This is a genomic window from Ruegeria sp. CDSB114, from assembly GCF_059611025.1.
Map to the genome: position 1 here is coordinate 130,077 of NZ_JBXWOT010000003.1, position 18,302 is coordinate 148,378.

The window sequence follows — 18,302 nt, forward strand, 5'->3', positions numbered from 1 at the left end:
AACAGCCACAGTGGGAGAGCACGAATGATTATACGCAGACTCTATTACGTGTTGAGCCTCGTGTGCCTGCCACTGACAATCGTGGCCGGGTTTTTCTGGCCCCCGGCCCATTGGCTGCTGCTTTTCCTGATCCCATACGCGGTGGTCGGGCTATATGATATCCTGACCACAAGGCATAACGTGCTGAACAACTATCCGGTTCTGGGGCATTTCCGGTACATGCTGGAATTCGTCAGCCCAGAGATACGGCAATATTTTGTTGAAACCAACGAAAACGGCCGTCCCTATAATCGCATCATTCGCAGCCTGGTTTATTCCCGTGCCAAAGGGCAGGTTGATACCCAGGCATTTGGAACCCAATACGACATCCAAACCGTTGGATACCACAGGGCCAATCACTCGCTTGCGCCCAAACAGGTGCCGGAAAGCGAAGAACGGGTGATGCTGGGCGGGCCGCAATGTTCCCAACCCTATAGTGCCTCGCGCCTGAACGTTTCAGCGATGAGCTTTGGTGCCCTCAGCGCCAATGCAATCCGAGCATTGAATGGTGGGGCAAAGGATGGAGGTTTTGCGCATAATACGGGTGAGGGTGGTCTGTCGCCGTACCATCTGGCCGAAGGTGGCGATATCATCTGGCAGATTGGCACTGGGTATTTCGGATGCCGCGCACCGGATGGCGGGTTCGACAAAGACAAATTCACCGAAAGAGCCAGGAACGAGGTCGTCAAGGCGATTGAAATCAAGCTGTCGCAAGGGGCCAAGCCCTCGCACGGGGGGGTGTTGCCTGCGGCCAAGGTGGATGAAGAGATTGCGCAGATACGCGGTGTTCCCCTGCATCAGGACGTGATCTCTCCGCCAATTCATTCCGCATTTGACGGACCTACCGGCTTGATGAATTTCGTTCAGAATCTGCGCGAGATGTCGGGTGGCAAACCTATTGGGTTTAAGTTGTGCATTGGTCGTCCGTCCGAGTTCTTAGCGATATGCAAAGCCATTCTGGAAACAGGCATCCTGCCTGATTTCATCACCATTGATGGTGCCGAAGGCGGCACGGGCGCGGCCCCTGTAGAATTCACCAACCGGTTGGGCATGCCTTTGAACGAGGCGTTGATTTTCGTGAATAACTGTCTACGCGGTGTGGGTTTGCGCGATAAGATTCGCATAATTTGCTCGGGCAAAGTCGCCACAGGCTATGACATCATCGAGAAATGCGCGCTTGGGGCCGATATGTGTAATGCGGCAAGGGCAATGATGTTTGCAGTGGGATGCATTCAGGCGCTTCACTGCAACACAAACCGATGCCCGTCCGGCGTGGCCACACAGGATCCGGTCCGAGGCCGCGCTGTGAATGTTCCGCAAAAAAGACAACGGGTACATCGCTATCACGACGCGACATTAGAGAGCTTTCGCGAGTTGCTGGGCGCCATGGGCAAGGAAAAGGTCTCCGAACTTCACCCTTCGGACATCCTTCGGCGTACTGCAGATGAAAGAGATCGCTCTTATGCTGAACTCTATTTGCATCTTGAAGAAGGCGCTTTGCTGAAGGCTCCGCTTCCGGATGAATATGCAGAGGACTGGAATCGCGCATCGGCGGATCATTTCTGATTTTTTTGTGTGCATTGCCAAGGATTGATGTTTTTGGTTCGTCTTACCCATTGTGATGCGCATGAAAACATCGGATGAGAATCTGGCAAAGGCCGCTGCTGCAGGGGACGCTGATGCGTTTGCCACGCTATTGGCACGCCACTACGACAGGGTCTTTCGGTTGGCTTTTCGACTGACAGGACGCGCGGATCAGGCCGAAGATCTGACGCAGGATATATGCACCGCCTTGCCGTCAAAGATCGTAGGTTTTCGTGCCGAAGCCCGGTTTACGACATGGTTGTACCGTGTTGTTGTCAATGCAGCCGAGGATGCACGCCGTCGCGCGACCCGTCACACAAAGGCGGCCCACGGCTGGGGGGATGTAGAGCAGATGCGCCGGGCCGAGATGCAGGAAACGGCCGAGGCTGTCGATTGGTTGCAACGGGCCATGCGGTCCCTGCCACAGGACTTGCAAGACACTCTGGCCCTGACCCTCGAGGATGAGATGACTCATGCAGAAGCTGCAGAGGTGCTGGGTGTTTCCGAAGGGACAGTGTCCTGGAGGATGTCAGATATCCGCAAACGGCTGCGCGCCTTGCGGCAAGAGGAACTGGCACAATGACCGATGAACTGGACAAGCTGAAGATGCTGATGGACGCCGCCACGCCGACCCCGGATGCGTCGCGACGGATTGAAAATCTGAGCCAGGCGCAAAAAAAATTCGATAATATCCAAGGATCGACCTCTGCGCGACGTCCCACTGTCAAGCGCGGCCTCATAGCCCGCCTGACAGAAGGAGCGAAAGCCATGTTGAATGCCCTCTCTTATCGCGGTGTCCTGACCGCTACCACCGCAGTTGCTGCTGTGGCTCTGATTGTGATCTTGCCGCAGACGCGCGACGAGGTTGTTGCGCCACTGCCCTGGTCCGAGGACCGCGCCGACGCACGGCAGGAGTCTGACCTATTGGTGGCGGATATGCCCGAGGCCAATCTCGAAGAACCAGTTGTTGAGGCGCCTGTTGTGATTGAAGAAACAATCGAACCTTCCGCCAAGAGGCAGGGGGCCGTTGCGCAGCTGGGGGCTGCGGATCTTTTACAGAGCGCGCCGGCATCGGCGGTCGGGAAATTTGACATTCAACATGAGACTGTTCCCGCGCCGGAACAGAATACCGAAACTTTCGCCAACGCGGACAGCAACTCGCTGAAGATCACGACGGACGAACCGGTTTCGACTTTTTCGATTGATGTAGATACCGCCTCTTACGCCATTGTTCGGTCGTCTTTGATGAATGGCCATCTGCCGCCCAAGGATGCGGTGCGGGTTGAAGAGATGGTGAACTATTTCCCCTATTCCTACCCGGCGCCTGATGGGGCGGAACCGTTCCGTTCTACGATCACCGTGACACCGACGCCTTGGAATGAGGGGACGCAGCTTGTTCATGTCGGCATCCAAGGGGTCATGCCCCAGATCGAAGACCGTCCTCCATTGAACCTGGTTTTCCTGATCGACACATCGGGCTCAATGCAGGATGCTAACAAATTGCCGCTGCTGAAACAGTCTTTCAGGTTGATGCTGTCTGAACTCAGTCCGGAAGATCAGGTTTCGATCGTCACCTATGCGGGAAGTGCCGGGCAGGTTTTGCCACCGACCGCGGCAGCCGAAAAGACGACCATTCTCTCAGCCCTCGACAGGCTCGAAGCCGGTGGCTCGACAGCGGGGCAGGCCGGGTTGCAGCAAGCCTATCAAGTGGCAGAAGGTATGGCTGCGGACGGTGAGGTGACCCGCGTAATTCTGGCCACCGATGGCGATTTCAATGTGGGTCTGTCAGACCCTGATGCCCTGAAGGATTTTATCGCCCGCAAGCGCGACAGTGGTACATTCCTAAGCGTTCTGGGTTTTGGCCGAGGCAATCTGGACGATACCACCATGCAGGCTCTGGCCCAGAACGGAAACGGGCAGGCGGCATATATCGATACGCTGGTTGAGGCGCAAAAGGTATTGGTCGATCAACTTACCGGGGCGCTTTTTCCCATCGCCAACGACGTCAAAATCCAGGTCGAATTCAACCCGTCACAGATCGCTGAATACCGACTGATCGGTTATGAAACCCGATCCCTGCAGCGCGAGGACTTTTCAAATGACAAAGTGGATGCTGGTGATATTGGAGCAGGTCACACCGTAACGGCGATCTACGAGGTCACGCCAGTTGGTTCCGATGCGATCAGAAACGGCCCGTTGCGGTATGCTGAACAATCCATATCGGATGATTCAGCGGAAATTGGTTTCTTCAAAATGCGTTACAAGCTTCCTGGTGAAGATCAAAGCAATCTGATGGAGCAGCCTATTTTACCCGGACAAGGGAGAGTCACGGATGACATCCGCTTTTCCTATGCGATTGCAGGATTTGGTCAGTTGCTCCGGGGCGGAGAATATCTTGGCGGCTGGTCCTATGCGGATGCCATTGATCTGGCCACGCTGTCCCGAGGTGAGGATTCTTTCGGATATCGGGCTGAAGCTGTCACCTTGATGCGTCTGGCCCAGACGCTGGCTGAGTAAGGTCCGGGCTTGGGAGAAACTAGAATGACCTAGGGTTGTTGGCTGTATGGGTACTAATTCTACGAATGCTCCATTCGACAGCATCCCGCATGGTTTTCCCCAGAGCAACGTCAAAGGCAGTAACCAGATCTTCGGTCTGGTTACTTTTGGCAATTATGTTCTCTTGGAACGAATTCGAAGCGATGATCTTGTCGTCGAACTCGTCCACGATCTTGATATTCATGCGAACTTCGACGCGTACGGTCGAGCTTTCACCATCCTGGTTAACGACAATGCCCTGAAACTCGCGTAGATCGGGAACAATCACATAATCCGGACGAAGCCCCACGGTCGAACGACCCACGGCAGATACCCGTCCGCTGTTTTCATAGCTTTCGACCAAAAGCGCCTGGACGATCAGCGGCGCGCGATCCACCCATCTGGCACGCGGCAGATATTGAACCTGCAAAGGTGTCGGCTGAACTGCAATTTGATCGGTATTTACCGCGGCAGTCGCGGTTGGCTCTTGGACCACGATTTGTTTCTGGATGCGTGGCAGCGAAGAAGAAAACGTGCTTTTGGGTGTCAGCAGATAGAGATCATTGGGTTCTGAGGCCTGCCGCAGCGTTTCCAGTCCGGTACACGCCCCCAAAGACGCCAAAACTGCGGTCATTATCAAATGCCTGATCATTGACGATACTCCGATGCTTGGGTCCCAAGAAGGAAACGGGCGGGGTCGCGTTCAACTTTGTCCACCAGACGATCGAGGCTGATCACCAGTCGTTGGGATTCTTCTATGAAACGCGTGAATTGTGGCAGGCCAACCCGCATGAAATCGGACAGTTGACGGCGATTGTCCTGAACGATGCCGTCGATGGTTCCCAAAAGTTCCGAGGCCGATTTGGACGCGCTGAGGATATCGGCTGAAATATCATCAAGCCTGTCTGTCACTTTCGTCACCGTGGACGCCACTTGGTTGGCGGCATTGCGGACATCATCCATGACGACGCCGATATCTTTGTTGATCACCTCATTGGCCGAGTCAAATGCGCGTTCAGCTGAGGTCAAAGTGCCCTTTGCTGTTTCCATCGTACCAGTGACGGAGCCGAGCGTTTTGTTTGCGTTCACGAAAGTCTCGGAAACCGTGGCCAGCGCGACGCGCCCATCTTCGGTCAGGACCGTAAGGTGGTCTGCCAGGGTCGAGGCCCGTTCGATGAAGGGCTGCAGATCCTGCTGCATGATGCGATCTGCTGCGTCAAAAGTATCTTTTGCGCTGTCTAGGGCCGATACAGCTGTGTCGGATGCGGTTTTCAGGCTATTTAATGTATTTGTTCCGGCTTCCAGCGTTGTTTCTGCGGTGTCTGCCAATTTTTCGAGGCGTTTTGAGAAGGCTGAAATTTCTTTAGCTGCGCCACCCAAATCTGAGGACAAGTTTTCGAAATCTGCAAGGGTTTTGTCCAGCCTTCCGGTGGCCGAAGATACGTTCTCCAGAATCTGAGATACCTGCTGGCGGTTCTTGTCATCCACCACCTTGTCGATATCCTCGATCAGCGTAATCGCCTTTTCCAACAGTTTAGGGGCACCTTCGAACAAGGACTGGATGGTGCTGCGTTTGCTTTTGATCAGGCTGTCCTGTTCTAAACGCTTGGCCGAGGCCGAGCCTCCGGTCAGTTCCACATAGCTGACCCCGGTGACCCCAAGCGATTGTAACTGGGCGACGGTATCCTCGGTCACCGGGATACTTGCGTCTACTTCAATGCGGACGCGCACTTTGGATGGGTGCTCGTCATCCAAGTTAAGGGAGATTACCTGCCCGACTGGCAGTCCGTTGTAACTGACGCCACCTGCCGCAGACAGGCCGGAAACATTGTCGAACAGTACATTGTAATAGGCGTATTGCCGGGAAACCTCGAATTTGGCCAGCCATAGAAAAAAGCCAAACGCACCCAGTATTCCAGCCAGGGTGAATGCACCGATCAGGATATAATTTGCTCGGGTTTCCATGGGTGTTACCTGTCCTGACCCTTTTTTTGTGCTGCGCGCGCCCGGGGGCCGGTGAAATATTCTTGGACCCAAGGATGATCGACTTTGGTCATCTCTTCAATCGGACCATCAACCAGAACACGTTTTTCTGCAAGAACTGCGATCCTGTTGCAAATCGCATAAAGGCTATCCAGATCATGCGTGACCATAAACACAGTCAGACCCAGCGCTTGCTGAAGCTCGCCAATCAGGTCGTCATAAGCAGCGGCGCCGATGGGGTCCAAACCGGCCGTTGGTTCATCAAGAAATACGATCTCAGGGTCCAGCGCCAGCGCGCGCGCTAAAGCGGCACGTTTGCGCATCCCGCCCGACAGTTCAGACGGGAATTTGCCACAGCTCAGCTGCGGCAGTCCGACCAAGCTGATTTTCAGACCGCCAAGCGCCGACATAAGGCTTTCACTTATTCCTGTATGCTCGCGCAGGGGGGCTACGACATTCTGCAACACGGTGAGCGACGAGAAAAGCGCGCCGTCCTGAAAGGCGACGCCCCAGCGGCGTTCGATGCGCCGCCTCTCTTGTTCGGGGCCGTTCAGGACGTCGACGCCCAGAACTTCGATGCTTCCAGCGGCCGGTTTGTTCAGGCCGACGATGGTGCGGAGCAAGACGGATTTGCCCGTGCCCGAGCCGCCGACAATGCCCAGTACTTCGCCCCGCCAGACATCCAGATTCAGATCCTGGTGCACGATCTGCGGTCCGAACCGGTTGGTCAGATTGCGGACCCGTATCACCGCCTCGCGCTGGGTGTCGCCAATCGGCATCTGTTCGCGGGTTACACCGTCCATTTCAGACCCCCAGTACCGAGAAAAAGATCGAGAACATGGCATCCAGCGCGATCACCAAGAAGATCGCCTGGACCACGGACGCGGTGGTTCTTTGCCCAACACTTTGTGCCGATCCTTTGACCTGTAAGGCCTGCCAACAGGCGATGATACCGATGACCAGCGCAAAGAACGGTGCCTTGATCATACCGATGGCAAATTGCCAGATGCCGGTGTTTTCCTTGAGGCGGGTCACGAACATTCCGGGGCTGACTCCAAGGTCGATCCAGCTCATAAGACCGCCGCCAATCAAGGCGGCGATATCGGCGATGAACCCTAGGATTGGCAGCATGATCAGCAACGCCACAACGCGTGGAATGACCAGAACCTCGATCGGATCCAGGCCCAGCGTCCGCATGGCATCTATTTCTTCTTGCACCTTCATCGAGCCGATGGAAGCTGTAAAGGCAGATCCCGAGCGACCCGCAACAATGATTGCCGTCAACAAAATGCCCAGCTCACGCAGCACAGAGATCGAGATCAATTCGACCACGAATATCTCGGCCCCGAACTGCTTGAGCTGCGTGGCCCCCTGAAATGCTAGTACAACGCCGATCAGAAAACCCATAAGGGCAACGATCGGAATCGCTTTCAAACCGGTTTCTTCCATCTGCGATACCAGCGCAGCCCGCCGCAGACGCCGCGGCATCAAGATTGTGCGGACCAGCCGGTGTAGCGTCAGGCCCAGAAACTCAAGCAACGACAAGCTGTCTTTCCAGCCACCGACTGTACGCTCGCCGACACGTGCCACCCAATCCAGAAAATCTGGCTTTCCGGGATCAGGGGCAGATTCGTCCGGCATGTTGCGGGAAACCGTTTCGATCAGCGCGGAATGCGCGGCGGTTGCACCGTGCAGCTCTACTTGCCCGCCGCTGGACTTCACCTTGCGGACAAGGCCGGCAATCAGCCAAGCCCCGCCAGTGTCGAGTGCCTTAACGCCTGTCAAATCAACTGTGACCGTTCCGCCGTTGGGATGGAAATTCGCGAATTCACGCTCAACCATATCCAGAGACTGGGTGTGAAGATCACCCGATATCTGCAGGTGAACCTGATCCGTATCCAGGTCAGTTGTGAATGTAGGCGGGGTCATGGGGGTATCTGATGTGAATCTGCATGGTGCTGCAACGGGTTTTTGTCACGCTTCAAGTATTTAGCCATCAGGCGATGCAAGATGGCATTCATCGCAAGAATGATGGTGTGAGCTTGCAAAAGGCTTGTTTCGGCAACCAGTAGTGTTATTCTTTGCGCAGGTTTTTTGTTTGGTTATTATGGTTGTGTTCAATGTCTGATCATCACGCGAAGGTAGAAGTCGAAATTGGGTCCGAACGGGGCTTTGGTTACGTCTTCACCGCAGTTTTCTTAATTATCGCTCTTTGGCCCTTGTGGGGCGGAGGGTCGGTGCGCCTGATCCCAATGGTTATCGCTGGGGTTATTCTGGCTTTGACAGTTTTTGCACCCGCTACTCTGAAGGTGCCGAACCGGCTTTGGTTCAAACTCGGCATGCTTTTGGGTGCGATTGTGGCCCCAATCGTCATGTTTTTGGTGTTTATCACTACGTTTGTCCCGTTTGGGCTGGTTACGCGCCTGTTGGGAAAAGACCTGCTGTCACAGAAACTGGACAGTTCATCAGATAGCTACTGGATTGTTCGTGAAGAGCAGCCCGGCAGCATGAAACAGCAATTTTAACAAGGGAGTACCAGGCGTGACATTCGTATCCGAGCTCTGGTCATTTATGAAAGTCAGAAAGAAATTCTGGCTGTTGCCCATTCTGATCGTTTTGGGTGTGTTTGGTGGATTGATCGTGTTGAGCCAAGGCTCGGCGATTGCACCTTTCGTCTACACGTTGTTCTGATCACATGGCATACATTTTAGGTATTTCGGCGCTGTATCACGACAGCGCAGCGGCGTTGCTTTGCGACGGCAAGATCGTTGCGGCCGCGCAGGAAGAGCGTTTTACACGGCGCAAACACGACCCCGGATTTCCGGTAGAAGCCATCAATTACGTGCTGGCCGAATCGGGGGTTGCGCTTGAAGACGTCGACAATGTGGTTTTCTACGACAAACCGTTTCTAAAATTTGAACGGTTGATCGAGACTTACATTGCGGTGGCGCCACGCGGGTTCAATTCCTTCCGCATGGCAATGCCGGTCTGGCTGCGAGAGAAGCTGTTTCTCAAGGATCTGCTTGCAAAGCAGCTTCGCAAAATCGACCCGGAATTCGATCTCGAAAAACTGCTGTTCGCCGAGCACCACATCAGTCACGCGGCCAGTGCGTTCTATCCTTCGCCCTTCGAAGACGCGGTCGTGCTGACTGTCGATGGAGTCGGAGAATGGGCAACCACCACCGTGGGTATTGGTCGCGGTAACGAGCTGACCATGGTGAAAGAGCTGCATTTCCCGCATTCGCTGGGTCTGCTGTATTCTGCATTCACCTATTACACCGGGTTCAAGGTGAATTCTGGTGAATACAAGGTCATGGGCTTGGCGCCCTATGGCGACCCCAAATACAAGGATCTGATCCTTGAGCATCTTGTCGACCTGAAAGAGGACGGTTCGTTCCGCCTGAACCAGAAGTATTTCAACTATACAGCTGGTCTGACCATGACGAGCAAAGCGATGGAAGAGCTGTTCGACCAACCGGTTCGAAAAGCCGAAACCGACCAGCTGACGCAGTTCCACATGGATATTGCCGCCTCGGTTCAGGCCGTGACCGAAGAGATCATGCTGCGGATCACTCGGGACCTGGCGCAAGAGCATGGTATACGCAACCTCTGCATGGCCGGAGGCGTTGCTCTGAACTGTGTCGCAAATGGCAAAATTCTTCGCGATGGCGCCTTCGACAATGTTTGGGTGCAGCCCGCAGCGGGTGATGCGGGCGGGGCGCTGGGTGCTGCCTATGCGGCCTGGCATCAAGAGCTAGCGCAGCCGCGGCAAGTGACCTCGGGTGATCAGATGCTGGGGGCCTATCTTGGTCCGCGTTATGAAGATGACGACATAGCGCAAGAACTGGCGGCGGCCGGTGCGAAGTTTTCCACCTATGAAAATGGTGAGTTGATTGACCAGACGGCGCAGGCGCTGGCTGACGGTAAGGCCGTTGGTTGGTTCCAGGGGCGGATGGAATTCGGGCCGCGCGCGTTGGGTGCCCGCTCCATTCTGGGCGATCCACGGTCAGCTTCGATGCAGAAAACGCTGAACCTGAAGGTCAAGTATCGCGAAAGCTTCCGCCCATTTGCCCCATCCGTTCTGCGCGAAGACGTAGCCGATTGGTTCGAACTGGATGGCGATAGCCCTTACATGTTGATCGTGGCGGATGTGCAGGAAAAAATCCGGCGCAAGATGACCGAGGAAGAAGACGCTCTGTTCGGGATTGAAAAACTGAACGTCAAACGATCTGACATCCCTGCTGTGACCCATGTTGATTATTCTGCCCGTATCCAGACAGTCCACCAAGAGACCAACCCAGCCTATCACGCGCTGATTTCAAAGTTCAAAGAACTGACCGGATGCTCTTTGGTAGTGAACACGTCGTTCAATGTGCGCGGCGAACCGATTGTCTGCACGCCCACCGATGCGTTCCGCTGTTTCATGGGCACGGATATCGAGGTCCTGTCGATCGGGAATTGCCTGTTGCGCAAAGAAGATCAGGATCCCGCGCTCAGGGAGAATTACGAGACAAAATACGAGCTGGACTAATCTGTTGCGCAAGCGACTGAACCGCGACACAGTCTGCCCCTGAGATCTATTTGATGGAATCGGGGGCAGGGGATGCGGCAACGCGGTAATGTCTTGTTTGTCGTGATTGATCAGCTTCGGGCGGATTGTCTGGCCGGAGCGTTGGCCGCGCATGTCAACTTGCCAAACCTACGCGCTTTCATGGACGAAGCCGTCACATTTCAGCGCCATTTCTCGGTCACCAACCCATGCGGCCCGTCGCGCGCGTCTATCCTGACCGGGCAATATGCGATGAATCATAGATCGGTTCGCAATGGTACCCCGCTGAGGCATGACACCCCCAACATCGCGACCGAGATGCGCAAAGCGGGATATCTGCCGTTGCTCTACGGTTATACCGACACATCGGCGGACCCGCGGGTTTACGATGCCAACGATCCGATCTTGAAATCCTACGAACGTCCTATGGAGGGATTCCAGGAAGTCGTGGAAATGCGGCTTGAGGAATCTTATCCTTGGCGCGCCGATTTGTTGAAGAAAGGGTACCGGTTCGACAGCTATTGGGATCTGCACAAACCCACCTCACGCACAGGCAGGCCGCCCAAATTGAACGATCCGGCGGTTTACCGCGCCGAAGACAGCGACACCGCCTTTCTGACTACCGCCTTTCTGGACAGTATCGCGGGGTTCGGCGACCAAAGCTGGTTTGCGCATCTGACCTATATCCGGCCTCATCCTCCTCTGGTCGCACCCGCACCCTATAACGATATGTACGACCCCGACGCGCTGCCGGTGCCGGTTGGTCATCTCAGCCCAGAAGATGAACGGGCGATGCACCCGTTTTTCGGACCAACGATGGCGCGGTATTCGGCTTCGGATTTCGTTTTGGGTTTTGATGAGGTGCAACCCTCCACGGCCAATATTCAGGCGCTGCGCTCTGTTTATCTGGGTCTTGCAACAGAGGTCGATTATCATATCGGCCGCGTTGTCCAGTTTCTCAAGGACAGCAATCAATATGATGAGACATTGATCGTAATCACAGCTGACCACGGTGAAATGCTGGGTGATCGACATAGCTGGGGTAAGATGACCGTCTATGACGCAGCTTATCACACGCCTTTACTGGTCCGGATGCCAGGCAATCAGGCGCAGGCCGGAGCCGTGGTGACGGCACCGACCGAGTCGATTGACATCACGCCAACCATTTTGGATTGGGTGGGCCAGAGTATCCCGAATTCTATAGATGGGCGGTCTTTGATGCCGTTTCTGCAGGGGCAGGGACCCAAGGATTGGCGAAGCTTTTCTTTCAGCGAGCTTGACTTTGCCGAGCCGGAAAAACCAACCCTTTGGCAACAGGAATTGGGAACGGGCAATAGCGATTCATGCCTGTCCATCTTGCGTGACGAACGGTTTACGCTGGTCGAGTTTGCGGCAAACCTGCCTCCGCTTTTGTTTGACCACCTGCGTTGCGGCGAAATGGAAAACGTGGCGAGCAACCCGGAATACGCAACAGACCTGGCCAGGTTGGGGCGCGAGATGCTGCGGCACCGTATGCGAAATATGGACCATACGCTTTCCCTGCATTCCATCACCAAAGAGGGGCCAAAATCCAAGCTCAGGCATTAGTCGGGAATGTTGCCCTGTCTCTGCTACACCTGCGATCAATCTGATGTTACGCATAGCTTCAGAGAGGGGGCAGATTGAACATTACAGATAATCAGATAAAGGCAATGACGACAGCGGGGCTGAATCTGATCGGTCAGGCGTTGTCGATCTACGACAGTCAGTTGCGGCTGGTGCTTTGCAACCGGCCTTTTCAGGTGATGTTCGACCTTCCGGATGATCTGGTCCGGCCGGGTGCGTTGTTCCGTGACACAATACATTTTCTGGCGAGCATCGGCGAGTATGGCCATGATGAGGTTGTCGAGGACATCGTCGCACATAGGGTCAGTCAGGCCCTCACTTTTGAACCGCACTATATTGAGCGCGTCAGGGCGAATGGGCAGGTGATCTCGGTCGAGGGAGCACCGCTGCCCAACGGCGGATGGGTAACGGTCTATACCGACATCACAGATACCAAACAGGCCGAAGCGCTATTGCGGGCGCGTTCCGAAGAATTGTCGGACGAATTGTTGACCCGGGCCGAGGAAATGGCGGCGACCAACCGAAAGCTAGCGTCGACCATTTCGGCTTTGGAAGAGGCAAAACGTCAGTTAACCGAAATCGAAGCCCGCACCCGGATGACAACCGAAATGATGCCAGCGCATATTGCGCATCTGGATGCCGATGGGCGGTACGATTATTCCAATCGCAAGCTCAGTTCGGTTTTGCCCGGCCGTCCCTCTGAAATTCTTGGGATGCATATTTCTGACGCTTTGGGACCGGCCGCATTTGCGCGGATCGAACAGAACCTGAACCGTGCCTACGACGGGGAAGCCACGGTATTTGAATTCACAGAGGGTCAGGATTCACGTCGAATCCGTGTTTCGTTCACGCCCGACAGCGAAGGCGGTGTCTATGTGATGTCAGTCGACATCACTGAAGAAACGCAAGCCCGTGTGGCCCTGCAACAAACACGCCGCCGGGAAATGGCGGCGCAAATGACGAGCGGTCTTGCGCATGATTTCTCAAACTTGCTGACAATTATACTGGGGATGCAGGCCAAGCTTGATAAAATGGACCTGCCGGAAGGCGCACAAAAGCTGGTGGCCGCCACGCGCCAGACTGCTAAACGCGGCGGGCAGTTGCTGAACCGCATGGCAGGCATGACCGGCAATCGAACACCGCATCCCAAAGCCACGGATATGCGTGCTCTCCTCGAGGATTTGCGTATTCTCGCCACGCCGTCACTGCCGCGTGGCATGGGGCTTTCGGTCGTGAATACATTGCCGGATGTGGCACTTATGTTGGATCAGGGGATGATGCAGGACGCCATCCTGAATCTGGTGCTAAATGCGCGAGATGCCTGCGGAGAAACAGGTCAGATCACGATCAGCGCGCATACGATTGGTGGAACCTGGGTCGAGATTTCCGTCTCGGACACAGGGCCGGGCTTTTCGGAAGAAGCGCTTGGCAAGGCACTCAATCCATTCTTCACCACAAAGGGTGACAAGGGATCGGGTTTGGGTTTGCCCATGGTTTACGATACGGTCAAACTGACCGGTGGAAATCTGAGCCTGCGCAATACACCAAGCGGCGCCATGGTGGTTCTTCGGTTACCATACCGCGCCGCGCCGCCTGCGCTGGAAGGACTGGTTCTGTTGGTTGAAGACAGCAGCCAACTTCGTCGGAATTTCCGTGATATGCTTGTGGAGATGGGGTTCACCGTGATTGAGGCGACCTCAACCGATGAGGCGCTTTCATTGGTGAACCAGATCGAAGACATCGCATTGATATTGTCCGACATTCGGCTGGAAGGACCAGAGACAGGGCTTGACCTTTTGCAGAAAGTGAACCCTTCCTTGCCGTGCATTCTAATGACATCGCTGCCTTATTCCGACCCGCTGCATCGTCAGGCACTGGCTTTGGCACCAGTTCTGCGCAAACCGTTCACACAAGCGCAGCTTACTGCCTTAATCCGAAATGAGGCCGCATGATGAACCAACCGCTGGTAACCATCTTAGATGATGAGCCTGAGATACGTCGTATCCTGACCGACACACTGGAAGAGGCGGGGTTCCGCACTCAAAGTTTTTCCCGTGCTCGTGAATTTGAAGCATCGTTGAAAAGAGTGGTGCCCGATGTGTGTCTGGTCGACCTGTCTTTGCCGGATACAGACGGCTTGGCACTTGTTCATCGCCTGGCTTTGGAACAAGGTGCCGCAGTCATCATTATTTCGGGGCGGGCACAGGTACAGGATCGTGTCACCGGATTGGAACTTGGCGCGGATGATTACATCACCAAACCCTTTGATCCAGCCGAAGTGGTCGCTCGTATCCGGGCGCGGCTTCGATCATCGCGGGCACCAGCTCCTCAGTCAGAGATCGCAGAATTCAACGGCTGGACCGCGTATTTCGACCGCTATGTTCTTGAAGATGGTTCCGGATCAGAAACGCCGTTCAGCCACGCCGAGGCCGAGGTGTTACGTCTGTTTCTAGATAGTCCTAAACGATTGATCAGCCGGTCGCAGATGCAAGAAGCGCTCGGGGGAGGCGCGGGCGACAGCTTTGACCGGGCCATGGACGTGCGAATATCCCGATTGCGAACAAAACTGGGCGAGGACCCCAAGAACCCGCGATTGATTAAAACCATCTATGGGGCAGGGTACATCTTTTTGGGCGACGTCGCCTGGCGATGATGATGACGAAGCTGGGTGCATCTGGCATTCGGTGTGAAACGGGCTCATAAGCTGTCGGAACGTAGGGGCGTTAAAGCAGATATTACGGTCGCCACCCCGTTATTGTCGGTCGCGTGTTGATAATCTGTCGGCAGGCACTGGATTCTCGGCACAGTCGGGCATAACTAACACAACCGCGCGGTTCTTTGGCTAAGGCTAACTTGGGTTGAAACGTGATCAGATATCGAATTCGAAAAGGTTTTGGAGCGTAAAATGATCAAAGAGACCTTAGCGAACTGGAGATCCAGCCATCTCGGTCGACTTTTGAGTGAAAGTCTCCGGAAGCAGGGTTGGTTGTACGGTGTTGCCATGGTGGCAATGATTTTCGTCGCAGCAACAACGGCCGGAACCGCTTGGATGATGGAGAACATCGTCAATGCGATGACCACGCCTGAGATGAAATCTAAAGTCTACCTGATTGCCGCCGCGGTGGTGGGTTTGTTTTTGGGTAAGGCGGTCGCCTCTTATATCCAGTCGATCTTTCTGGCGCGTGCAGGCAATCGGATCATCGCTGTGCAACAGGAAAAGTTGTACAATAAACTGCTGAAACGCGGTGTTGGTTTCTTTGCGGAAACAGAATCGTCCAACCTTCTCATGCGTGTGACCCATGGGGCTCAGGCCGCGCGGCGGCTAATCGACGTTATGGTGACCAGTTTCGTGCGCGATGCTCTGACTCTGGTTGGGCTGGTTTTCGTGATGATTTACCAAGAGCCTATGCTGTCTATTCTGTTCTTCTTTGTGGGTCCCGTTGCGCTTTTGAGCGTGCGTTACATTCTCAAAGGTGTGCGGTCGATCATGCAGTCAGAAATGAAGGCGTTGTCCGAAATCATCAAGGTTCTTCAGGAAACATCCGCTGGCATACGGGTCATCAAGGTCTTTGCTTTGGAAGACAACATGACCGATCGTATGAACGCAGCGATCAGGTCGGTTGAAAAGCGGGCAAACTCGATTTCCAGATTGCAGTCGATTGCCAGCCCATTGATGGAGCTTCTGGCCGGTGTCGCGATTGCCGGTATTCTTATCATCAGCACCCTTGATGTTACCGGCAGCGAGCCGACTTCGGCGGGCCAGCTGATGTCATTTATCACAGCCCTTCTGATGGCTTATGAACCGGCCAAACGTTTGTCAAAAACGCGTGTCGTGATTGAAACTGCCCTGGTGCCTGTGGGGATGATGTTCGAACTGCTTGATCAGGAAGATCCGATGGTCGAAAGCTTGAACCCCGAGAAGCTGAAATCCGGCCCGGGTGAAATACGCCTGAACAACGTGACCTTTGGCTATCAAGGCGAGCAAAAAGTAATCAAGGATATGAACCTGACTTTCGAGGCGGGCAAGACCACAGCTTTGGTTGGTCAATCCGGGGGGGGCAAGTCCACGATATTCGGATTGATCATGCGGTTTTATGATCCCGACCAGGGCAAGGTGGAAATAGATGGCCAAAACCTTGTCGAAGTGAGTTTTGCGTCTTTGCGTCGCAAGATTTCCTATGTGGGCCAGGACACATTCCTGTTTTCGACAACTGTGATGGAAAACCTTCGCTATGCACGACCTGGTGCCACCGATGAAGAGGTGATTGAGGCTGCAAAAGCTGCCCATGCTGATGTGTTTATCTCACAGTTGTCAAATGGGTACGATACGCAGGTAGGCGAAAACGGCGCGTTTCTTTCTGGAGGTCAAAAACAGCGTCTGGCGATCGCGCGGGCAATTCTGCGCAATGCCGAGATTTTGCTTTTGGATGAAGCCACCAGTGCTTTGGATGCGGAATCTGAGGCGCTTGTTAAGGCTGCGCTGGACAAGTTGACCGAGAATGTAACAACCATTGTAATCGCACACCGGCTTTCAACTGTGCTTCAGGCAGATACCATTATGGTTGTTCAAGACGGTGAAGTTATCGAACAAGGCAACCTTGATGCGCTAATCGAACATAACGGGACGTTCCGCCAACTGTTTGACCAGCAATTCAAGCTTCCGGGATCCTAAGCTCAGTCCGAATGGGCGGGGTCCCACATAGATTCTGAACGGCATCGAGAAGTAATGGGCGTTGGCCCGGTCAATTACTACTCACGAAGGGCCTGATCTTTGATTTTGACAATCGGCTGCAGCAGGTAGTCCAAAACGGTTTTCTTGCCCGCAAGAATATCCACCTCGGCAATCATGCCGGGAATAATTTCAACCGCTACGCCGTTCCCATCCAACATCGAGTGGTTGGTCCGGATTTCCACGACAAAAACTTCTTCATCGTCCCGCTCAGATCGCATCACGGTATCAGCCCCGATACGGATAATTTGCCCGTCCAAGGCCCCGTATCGAGCAAAATCATAGGCAGTAATCTTGATCCGAACCAACTGTTCAGGGTGCAGAAATGCGATGTCTTCGGGGCGGACATAGGCTTCGACCAACAAAGACTCATCCAGCGGTACAATTTCGATCAGTTCCTCACCGCTCCGTGCCATACCGCCTATGGTCGTGCGGTGAATGCGATTTACGATGCCGCGTACCGGCGACCTGATCTGCGCCTGTTCCGCTCTGTTTCGTAAGGCTGGCAGTGATGGTTCCAGAGTAGCCAGTTCCGCAGTTGCCAATGCAAGTTCGGTCAAAGCCGCGCTTCGAAACCTGCTTTGTGTCGCCCGAACCCGATCATCAATTTCCTCCAATCCTGTCTTCAGACGGTTGGTAGCGGCTTCAGCCCTGGTCCGGCGGCCTTGCCACTCAGCCTCGCTGCGTCGCAAAGACAATAGTGTCGTGGCGGGTTCCATCTTCTGTTCTACTAGGGGGGTAATGATAGCCCGTTCCTCGGCCAGAACTTTCAAGGTCTCGGCCGCGGTCACCGTATCGACAAGCCCTTCTTCGTATTCTCTTAACCGCTGTTCCCGTTGGCTCATCAGAATTGAGATTTCTGCCTGCAACTCTGATCGCCGACCTTGAAACAGAGCTGTCTCAGACTGAACAACAGTCGGCGCACCTTGGACCAGGATCGTATCAAATGTCAGCTCGGTCCCGTCTATCTCAGCTTGCAGGCGCTGGGATCGGGCTCTCAAGCCATATGCACGCTGTTCCTCTTGGCTGAGCTTGCTGTCGATTTGGGTGGTATCGAACTCCATCAGCAACTTCCCCTTTTCAACAACCTCGCCTTCTCGGACATTCAATGACTGCAGAATGCCGGACTCCGTAGCTTCAATCATCTGAACATCCGCCGACGGCACGATGCGGCCTTCTACACGGGTGACATCATCAAGTTCAGTGAAATGGGCCCAAAACGCTGCTGCCGCCAAGAAAGTCAGGATTACCAAGAGAAGCAATGAACTCCTTACCGGT

General features: G+C 54.5%; 15 protein-coding genes. 10 read left to right on the top strand and 5 right to left on the bottom strand.

Annotated elements, in window-relative coordinates:
* Positions 1 to 24 precede the first annotated feature (24 nt).
* The 3 genes from AC2FIP_RS10140 to AC2FIP_RS10150 all read left to right on the top strand — a co-directional run bounded on the left by AC2FIP_RS10140 (position 25) and on the right by AC2FIP_RS10150 (position 4,140).
* On the top strand, positions 25 to 1,605 hold the full coding sequence (locus tag AC2FIP_RS10140) for an FMN-binding glutamate synthase family protein (protein WP_496786248.1): 1,581 nt from the start codon (positions 25 to 27) through the stop codon (positions 1,603 to 1,605).
* 61 nt (positions 1,606 to 1,666) lie between these two features.
* The gene (locus AC2FIP_RS10145) at positions 1,667 to 2,206 is read left to right on the top strand and encodes an RNA polymerase sigma factor (RefSeq protein WP_496786249.1); all 540 of its coding nucleotides are present in this window, start codon (positions 1,667 to 1,669) and stop codon (positions 2,204 to 2,206) included.
* Complete coding sequence (locus AC2FIP_RS10150; RefSeq protein ID WP_496786250.1) at positions 2,203 to 4,140, top strand: vWA domain-containing protein; 1,938 nt, start codon at positions 2,203 to 2,205, stop codon at positions 4,138 to 4,140. Before AC2FIP_RS10145 ends, AC2FIP_RS10150 begins: the two co-directional genes overlap by 4 nt.
* Before the next feature lie 19 nt (positions 4,141 to 4,159).
* Here the strand turns inward: AC2FIP_RS10150 and AC2FIP_RS10155 are convergent, their stop codons facing one another.
* Genes AC2FIP_RS10155 through AC2FIP_RS10170 form a run of 4 tightly spaced genes read right to left on the bottom strand, consistent with a single transcriptional unit; the run spans position 4,160 to position 8,070 of the window.
* Positions 4,160 to 4,792, bottom strand: coding sequence for an ABC-type transport auxiliary lipoprotein family protein (locus AC2FIP_RS10155; protein WP_496702142.1), 633 nt, complete (start codon positions 4,790 to 4,792; stop codon positions 4,160 to 4,162).
* Positions 4,793 to 4,806: 14 nt separating this feature from the next.
* A complete protein-coding gene (locus AC2FIP_RS10160; protein ID WP_142636429.1) occupies positions 4,807 to 6,123 on the bottom strand; it encodes an MlaD family protein in 1,317 nt (438 codons plus the stop codon).
* A 5-nt stretch (positions 6,124 to 6,128) separates the two neighbouring features.
* Entirely contained in the window at positions 6,129 to 6,944 is an 816-nt protein-coding gene (locus tag AC2FIP_RS10165; RefSeq protein ID WP_271949003.1) for an ABC transporter ATP-binding protein, read from the bottom strand.
* Position 6,945: 1 nt separating this feature from the next.
* On the bottom strand, positions 6,946 to 8,070 hold the full coding sequence (locus AC2FIP_RS10170) for an ABC transporter permease (RefSeq protein ID WP_496693778.1): 1,125 nt from the start codon (positions 8,068 to 8,070) through the stop codon (positions 6,946 to 6,948).
* A 191-nt stretch (positions 8,071 to 8,261) separates the two neighbouring features.
* Here AC2FIP_RS10170 and AC2FIP_RS10175 point away from each other — a divergent pair, with 191 nt between their 5' ends.
* From AC2FIP_RS10175 to AC2FIP_RS10205, 7 genes are all read left to right on the top strand, one after another.
* The gene (locus AC2FIP_RS10175) at positions 8,262 to 8,666 is read left to right on the top strand and encodes an SxtJ family membrane protein (protein ID WP_496689252.1); all 405 of its coding nucleotides are present in this window, start codon (positions 8,262 to 8,264) and stop codon (positions 8,664 to 8,666) included.
* Between the two features lie 16 nt (positions 8,667 to 8,682).
* The gene (locus AC2FIP_RS10180; protein WP_142636421.1) at positions 8,683 to 8,832 is read left to right on the top strand and encodes a DUF5989 family protein; all 150 of its coding nucleotides are present in this window, start codon (positions 8,683 to 8,685) and stop codon (positions 8,830 to 8,832) included.
* A gap of 4 nt (positions 8,833 to 8,836) precedes the next feature.
* On the top strand, positions 8,837 to 10,672 hold the full coding sequence (locus AC2FIP_RS10185; protein WP_496786251.1) for a carbamoyltransferase family protein: 1,836 nt from the start codon (positions 8,837 to 8,839) through the stop codon (positions 10,670 to 10,672).
* A gap of 72 nt (positions 10,673 to 10,744) precedes the next feature.
* On the top strand, positions 10,745 to 12,277 hold the full coding sequence (locus tag AC2FIP_RS10190; RefSeq protein ID WP_496786253.1) for a sulfatase-like hydrolase/transferase: 1,533 nt from the start codon (positions 10,745 to 10,747) through the stop codon (positions 12,275 to 12,277).
* A gap of 104 nt (positions 12,278 to 12,381) precedes the next feature.
* Positions 12,382 to 14,247: a PAS-domain containing protein gene (locus tag AC2FIP_RS10195; RefSeq protein ID WP_496786450.1), complete on the top strand. Its 1,866-nt coding sequence runs from the start codon at positions 12,382 to 12,384 to the stop codon at positions 14,245 to 14,247.
* On the top strand, positions 14,247 to 14,948 hold the full coding sequence (locus AC2FIP_RS10200; RefSeq protein ID WP_142636417.1) for a response regulator transcription factor: 702 nt from the start codon (positions 14,247 to 14,249) through the stop codon (positions 14,946 to 14,948). The genes AC2FIP_RS10195 and AC2FIP_RS10200 overlap by 1 nt, the downstream gene beginning before the upstream one ends.
* Before the next feature lie 348 nt (positions 14,949 to 15,296).
* On the top strand, positions 15,297 to 16,967 hold the full coding sequence (locus tag AC2FIP_RS10205; protein ID WP_496786254.1) for an ABC transporter ATP-binding protein: 1,671 nt from the start codon (positions 15,297 to 15,299) through the stop codon (positions 16,965 to 16,967).
* A gap of 77 nt (positions 16,968 to 17,044) precedes the next feature.
* On the opposite strand, the gene AC2FIP_RS10210 is transcribed toward AC2FIP_RS10205, so the two are convergent.
* Positions 17,045 to 18,277 (bottom strand): HlyD family type I secretion periplasmic adaptor subunit, encoded by a 1,233-nt coding sequence (locus tag AC2FIP_RS10210; RefSeq protein WP_496786255.1) that lies wholly within the window; start codon positions 18,275 to 18,277, stop codon positions 17,045 to 17,047.
* Between the last annotated feature and the right edge of the window lie 25 nt (positions 18,278 to 18,302).